Origin of the sequence: Binatus sp. (SeqCode) (assembly GCF_049584895.1) — a bacterium.
In the GTDB taxonomy this organism is placed as follows: Bacteria; Desulfobacterota; Binatia; order Binatales; family Binataceae; genus Binatus.
On sequence record NZ_JBAUYR010000078.1, the window covers coordinates 1 to 5,757 of the forward strand.

General features: G+C 61.9%; 5 protein-coding genes. 1 reads left to right on the forward strand and 4 read right to left on the reverse strand.

Features of this window, described 5'->3' with window-relative positions; all coding sequences use genetic code 11:
• The 4 genes from WB650_RS13880 to WB650_RS13895 form a co-directional block, all read right to left on the reverse strand.
• Nucleotides 1-1,108 (reverse strand): dihydrolipoamide acetyltransferase family protein (locus WB650_RS13880; protein ID WP_423960865.1); only part of this gene is annotated, 1,108 nt, incomplete at its 3' end.
• A gap of 1 nt (nucleotide 1,109) precedes the next feature.
• Nucleotides 1,110-2,090 (reverse strand): alpha-ketoacid dehydrogenase subunit beta, encoded by a 981-nt coding sequence (locus WB650_RS13885; RefSeq protein WP_422300904.1) that lies wholly within the window; start codon nucleotides 2,088-2,090, stop codon nucleotides 1,110-1,112.
• A gap of 19 nt (nucleotides 2,091-2,109) precedes the next feature.
• Entirely contained in the window at nucleotides 2,110-3,156 is a 1,047-nt protein-coding gene (locus WB650_RS13890; RefSeq protein ID WP_422300903.1) for a thiamine pyrophosphate-dependent dehydrogenase E1 component subunit alpha, read from the reverse strand.
• An 83-nt stretch (nucleotides 3,157-3,239) separates the two neighbouring features.
• Nucleotides 3,240-4,163 carry a DUF1028 domain-containing protein gene (locus WB650_RS13895; protein ID WP_422300902.1) on the reverse strand — a complete coding sequence of 308 codons (924 nt, stop codon included), beginning with the start codon at nucleotides 4,161-4,163 and terminating at the stop codon, nucleotides 3,240-3,242.
• Between the two features lie 372 nt (nucleotides 4,164-4,535).
• Here WB650_RS13895 and cofG point away from each other — a divergent pair, with 372 nt between their 5' ends.
• Nucleotides 4,536-5,735 (forward strand): 7,8-didemethyl-8-hydroxy-5-deazariboflavin synthase CofG, encoded by a 1,200-nt coding sequence (gene cofG / locus WB650_RS13900; protein ID WP_422300901.1) that lies wholly within the window; start codon nucleotides 4,536-4,538, stop codon nucleotides 5,733-5,735.
• The last annotated feature ends 22 nt before the right edge of the window (nucleotides 5,736-5,757 follow it).

Genomic DNA, 5,757 nt, shown 5'->3' on the forward strand with positions numbered 1-5,757 from the left:
CAACTTTGCGGCGCAGCGTTTCGATCGCGCGCGCAATCCCAACCAACGACATCGTTTGCGCGGCCTTGATTACCGGCACCAGCAGGCCCTCGTCGGTGTCCATCGCGATGCCGAGATTGATCTCGCGCCGGATGACGACCGAGTCGCCGACCACCGACGCATTCATCCGCGGAAATTCCTTGAGCGCTCGGACCGTCGCGGCCGCCGCCAGCGGCAGGAACGTGAGATTGAATCCTTCGCGGCGCGCGAACTCGTCTTTATGCTTCTCGCGCAGACGCATCGCATTGGTGACGTCGACTTCCGCGACGGTGCCCACGTGCGGCGAATGCGTCTTGGAATAGACCATGTGCTCGGCGATCAGCTTGCGCCGGCGCGTGAAGGGCTCGACGATATCGCCCTCGAGCGGCTGATAGACGGGCGGCTTGAACCCCGGCCCCGATTGCGCCGGCGCTTGCGGCGTCGGGGCAGCACTGGTCGCCGGACGCGCGCTGCTCTGCGCGGCGCCGTTGGTTTGCGCCTGCGGCGCAGCAGGCGTTCCGCCTTTTCGAAGAGCATCGAGGTAACGCTGCAAGTCGCGCTTGCTGACTCGTCCGCCAATTCCGGTGCCGGGAACGCGGCTCAGATCGATTCCCTCTTCCGCCGCTATCTTCAGCACGACCGGGGAAAAGCGTCGCGGACCGCCAGGTTCGGATTCGACTTCATGCACACCCGCGCTCGCCGACTGCATCGGCTGAGGCGATGGTGTCGGCTGGGGCGTCGGCGTGGGTGACGGCGGCGTTAGCGGCGCGGGCTTCGCCTGCACTGGAGCTGGTTCCGGCTTTGGGACGGCTTTCGGCGTGACGATTTTTAGTTTAGCCGAGGCGTCAGCGCCCGCCGGCTCGATCACTGCGAGCGTTGCGCCGACCGGCAGCGTCTGCCCTTCCTCCGCGACAATCTTCGCGATTCGTCCCGCGCCCGGTGACGGAATCTCGGTGTCCACCTTGTCGGTCGAAATCTCAACCAGTGCTTGATCTTCGGTGACGACGTCGCCTTCCTTGACCAGCCATTTCGTGATGGTGCCTTCGACGACACTCTCGCCCATCTGCGGCATGGTTACGTCGATCGCCATTTCAGTACGCCGCCAGGCTGCGGATCGCTTCCACAATTTTGTTGGTGTTCGGCAAAATAAAATCTTCGAGCGGCGGACTGAACGCGACGTGCGCATCCGCGGCCGCGACGCGGCGCACCGGACCGTCGAGATATTCGAACGCGTTCTCCATGATGATCGCGGAGACCTCGCCGCCGATTCCGCCCGTCAGCCGATCTTCGTGCACCACCAGCACTTTGCCGGTCTTGCGCGCGGTCGCGAGTATCGCCTCGCGATCTAAAGGCAGCAGAGTGCGCAAGTCGAGCACCTCGACCGCGAGTCCATCTTCCTTCTCGACGATTCGCGCCGCGTCGAGCGACTGCCCGAGCGTGCCGCCGTACGTGATTATCGAGAGGTCGCCGCCTTCCTTGCGTAATTCAGCGACTCCAATAGGGACGGTAAAATCCCCCTCTGGAAGATCTTCCTTGATACTGCGATAGAGCCGCTTGTGCTCGAAATACACGACCGGGTTGCCGTCGCGAATCGCGCTTTTCAGAATTCCCTTCGCGTCATACGGCGTCGCGGGCGCGACCACCTTGAGTCCCGGCACCCGCGTGAACCACGCCTCGGGATTTTGCGAATGGAACAGCGCGCCGTGAACGCCCGCGCCCGACGGTGCGCGAATCACCAGCGGACACGACGCCTTGCCGCCATGGCGGTAGCGGAGAGTCGCGGCAGTATTGACGATCTGATCGAAGCCGCACGAAATAAAATCCGCGAACTGCATCTCGACCACCGGACGCATCCCGAGCACCGCCGCGCCGACGCCCGCGCCGATAATCAGCGCCTCCGAAATCGGAGTGTCGATAACGCGTTCCTCGCCGAACGCGTCCATCAATCCTTCGGTGGCCTTGAACGCGCCACCCAACTCCGCGACGTCCTCGCCCATGACGAAGACGTTCTCGTCGCGGCGCATCTCCTCGTGCAGCGCCGCGTTGATCGCCTTGATGTAGGTAGCTTCCATGATTCAGTGTTTCACTGTTTCACTGCTTGCCGTTGGTCGAAGAATTGGGCGAAGTGGACGAGCCGGGCGGCGCGTAGAGATCTTCAAGTGCTTCTTGAGGTTCTGGCAGCGGGCTGCTCTCGGCGTAATCCACCGCGGCCTGCACCGTCTTGTTCACCCGTTCGTCGATTTGCTCGCGGATGCGCTTGATTTCGTGGCCTTTCTTTTCGAGATAGAACTCGAAGCGCGGAATCGGATCGCGGCTCTGCCATTCGATCAGCTCTTCCTGATCGCGATAGAGCGCCGCGTCGTGCTCGCTATGCCCGCGATAGCGATAGGTCTTGCATTCGATCAGCACCGGACCTTCACCGGCGCGCGTCTTCGCAATCTGACGCTCGCTCAGCTCGAGCACCGCGAGCAGGTCATTGCCTGAGCACACGTGGCCCTTGAAGCCGTAGCCCTCCGCCCGATCCGCGACGTCTTCGATCGCCATCTGCTTTTCGAGCGGGGTCGAGTACGCGTAGCGATTGTTCTCGCATACGAATACGACCGGCAGCTTGTGCACGCCGGCAAAGTTCATCGCTTCATGCACGTCGCCGCGTGAGGCCGCGCCTTCGCCGAAGAAGGCGACCGCGACGTTGGGATTCTTTTTCATTTTGAATTTGAGTGCGGCGCCGGCCGCGACCGGCAGCGACGAACCGAGCATCGAGGTCGATCCGAAAACTCCGTGCTCCAAATCGCCGCCATGCAGAAACGAATCCTTGCCGCGCGAGAGCCCGGTCTCCTTGCCCATCAACTGCGCCATCAGCCGGCCCGGATCGACGCCGCGCATGATGAACACGCCCATGTCGCGATGGAGCGGCGCGACGAAATCGCCGTCGTGCAGGGGAGCGCAGATTCCGGTGACGATCGCCTCCTGGCCGGCGCCGGAGTAAACCCCGCCGAGGATTTTGTTCTGGCGATGCAATCGCGAGACGCGCTCCTCGAACGCGCGAATCAACTTCATCCAGTAATAGAGCTGGAGCTCGTACTCGACGCGCGGAGCGGGCTCGACGGCAGCGCCGCGCGCAACATTGGTTTCGGCCATCTGGGTACTCCGATCTCGCCTATCCATTCAGACTAACTCCTGCGAGTCAGCGGGGCAAAACTTATTTGTCTCAATCGCGACAGTCACTCCAGCAGTTTCCGCACGCGGTCTTTCAACGGGGCATCGGCTCTCAGCCTGAAATCCGGCAGCCTCAGCGTAAGCTCGATCCAGTTGCGATCGCGCCGTCCGACTTCATTAAGTATCGCGAGACCATCGTCGATCTTGCCAAGGCTGAGCAAGGACATCGCATGCCAGTAACGCATTTCAGGATTGTCGCCGATCAGCCGCTCGGCGGCCGTGAACTCACGCTCGGTCGTATCAAGGTCGCGGCGCTGGGCCGCCTCGTTTGCGAGTCGCATATGAATGTACGCGCGGCGAACCGCGACGAGACGGCGAATCTCAACCAGCGGCTCGGCCGCGTCATCAACCCGAAGATCGAAAACCCTGTCGATCCAGGGACGGCCGCTGCTCTTTGGTTCGACGATCAGAATCGCCGCCGATTGGCGCCCGCGAATATCACCGCCTTCAGCCTCGGCCGCATCAAGTGCCGCGAGAAGTCGATCGACCAGCTCACCCTTGGCGCTGCGGTACGCCTCGGCCATCGCAGGCCACACCGAGTTCTTGAGCATCATGTTGGCCTGCACGGAAAAGCCATCGCCCACGAGGTGCCCAGCTTCGGGAATCGTCGTCGAACCTGTGTGCGCCGCGACCTGCCCGTTGGCGTCGACCATCGCAACTTGCCGCCGCTCTTTCATCTGATCCGTCGCGAGCAGACCCGCGAGGCTGTCAGATGCGCTCTTGCCCGCGCGCATCAAGTCAAGCCCCAGTTTCCCGTACGCAGGATCGCCGGCCGCCTGGGACGCGACCGCACCTACCCCAGCTTCCGCCCACGCGACGAGAAAGACGGAGAAGTAATGCGACTGCACAGCGACGCCGAGCTGCCCGGTGTCCGGATCGCGCGCGACGATCGAGTAGGTGTGTGCGAGTTGGTCGGCGGTCGGCATCATGATGTGTCCTCCAGTGGCACAGGCTTTAGCCTGTGGTCCTCAGCCTGGGTTTGCAGACCAGAAAATCACAGGCTGAAGCCTGTGCCACAGGGTCGAAACGATTGTGATATCGCGCCCGCCAAATGGCCACCGAAATTTGGACGCATCAATCAATTGAATCGCGTATGCTGAAAGCGTGAAGACGAACCCGTTCCCATGGTTCCCGTGGTGGCCAAAGGTCGAGGAGAGCCACTACGTACCGATCATAATAATCGCGCTCATTCTAGCTGCGGTTCTGATCTATTTTTCTGGAATTTAAGTCGCCAGGCCATCCTCAGTTTTCTTTTGCAACTAGGTTGCCTCCTCGCACCTGATGTCTTATAAACGCGATTGATGGCCTCGCTTCATTCATCGCTCGCTTCCGAGCAGCGCGAACGCGCGCCGATCCGCGATATCCTCGATCGAGCACTCGCGGGCGCGCGTCTTAGCGATGCCGACGCGATCGCTCTGATCGAATGTCCGGACGGCGACCTCGACACGATGCTCTCCGCGGCGGCTGAACTGCGCGATCGTGGCAAGGGCCGCGACGTCACCTACTCGCGCAAAGTCTTTTTACCGATAACCAATCTCTGCCGCGATCGATGCACCTACTGCACGTTCCGCAAAGATCCCGGCGACCCCGGCGCGTGGACGATGATGCCCGACGAGATTGCGCTGTGGTCGCGGCGCGGCGCCGAGCTCGGATGCAAAGAGGCGCTGATGTGCCTCGGCGACAAGCCGGAGGTTGCTTTCAAGGAATATCGCGAGGTGCTGACAATGCTCGGCGTTCGTACCACGATCGAATACGTCGGACGCGCGTGCGAGATCGCGATTGCCGAGGGACTGCTGCCGCATACCAACGCCGGCCTGATGACTTCCGACGAGATGCGCGCGTTGCGTCCGCTCAATGCGAGCATGGGCCTGATGCTCGAGAATATCTCGCCGCGATTGCGGGCGCGCGGCGGAGTGCATCAGGCGGCGCCCGACAAGGACCCCGCGCTGCGGATCAAGATGATAGACGAGGCCGGTGAGCTGCGGATTCCTTTCACAACCGGAATCCTGCTCGGTATAGGCGAGACTCCGGCCGAGCGCGCGCTGAGCCTGACTGCGATTCGCGACACCCATGAGCGTCACGGTCATATCCAGGAAGTGATCATCCAGAATTTTCGCGCCAAGCCCGAGATTGCGATGGCCGACGCGCCGGAGCCCGACGCTTACGACATGGCGCGCGCGATCGCGACTGCGCGCCTCGTGCTCGGTCTTACGATGAACGTGCAGGCGCCGCCGAATCTGTCGCCGCGGCAAATCGAACTGTTTCTGAATGCGGGAATCAACGACTGGGGCGGGATTTCGCCGCTCAGCAAGGATTACGTAAATCCCGAGGCGCCGTGGCCGCATCTCGATCGCCTCGGAGAGCAATGCGCGCGGGCTGGTTTCACGCTCGGTGAGAGGCTCGCAATTTATAACGAATACATCAATGATGAATGGCTCGACCCGGCGGTCGCGACTAAAGTGCGCGCGATATGGGATCGACCTGTCGGAGGCCAATCATGAACCTGGAGTACTGGCGCACTTA

Coding starts and splice junctions, on each gene's coding strand:
- WB650_RS13885 (WP_422300904.1), bottom strand. CDS start 2,090: ATGGAAGCTACCTACATCAAGGCGATCAACGCGGCGCTGCACGAGGAG.
- WB650_RS13890 (WP_422300903.1), bottom strand. CDS start 3,156: ATGGCCGAAACCAATGTTGCGCGCGGCGCTGCCGTCGAGCCCGCTCCG.
- WB650_RS13895 (WP_422300902.1), bottom strand. CDS start 4,163: ATGATGCCGACCGCCGACCAACTCGCACACACCTACTCGATCGTCGCG.
- cofG (WP_422300901.1), top strand. CDS start 4,536: ATGGCCTCGCTTCATTCATCGCTCGCTTCCGAGCAGCGCGAACGCGCG.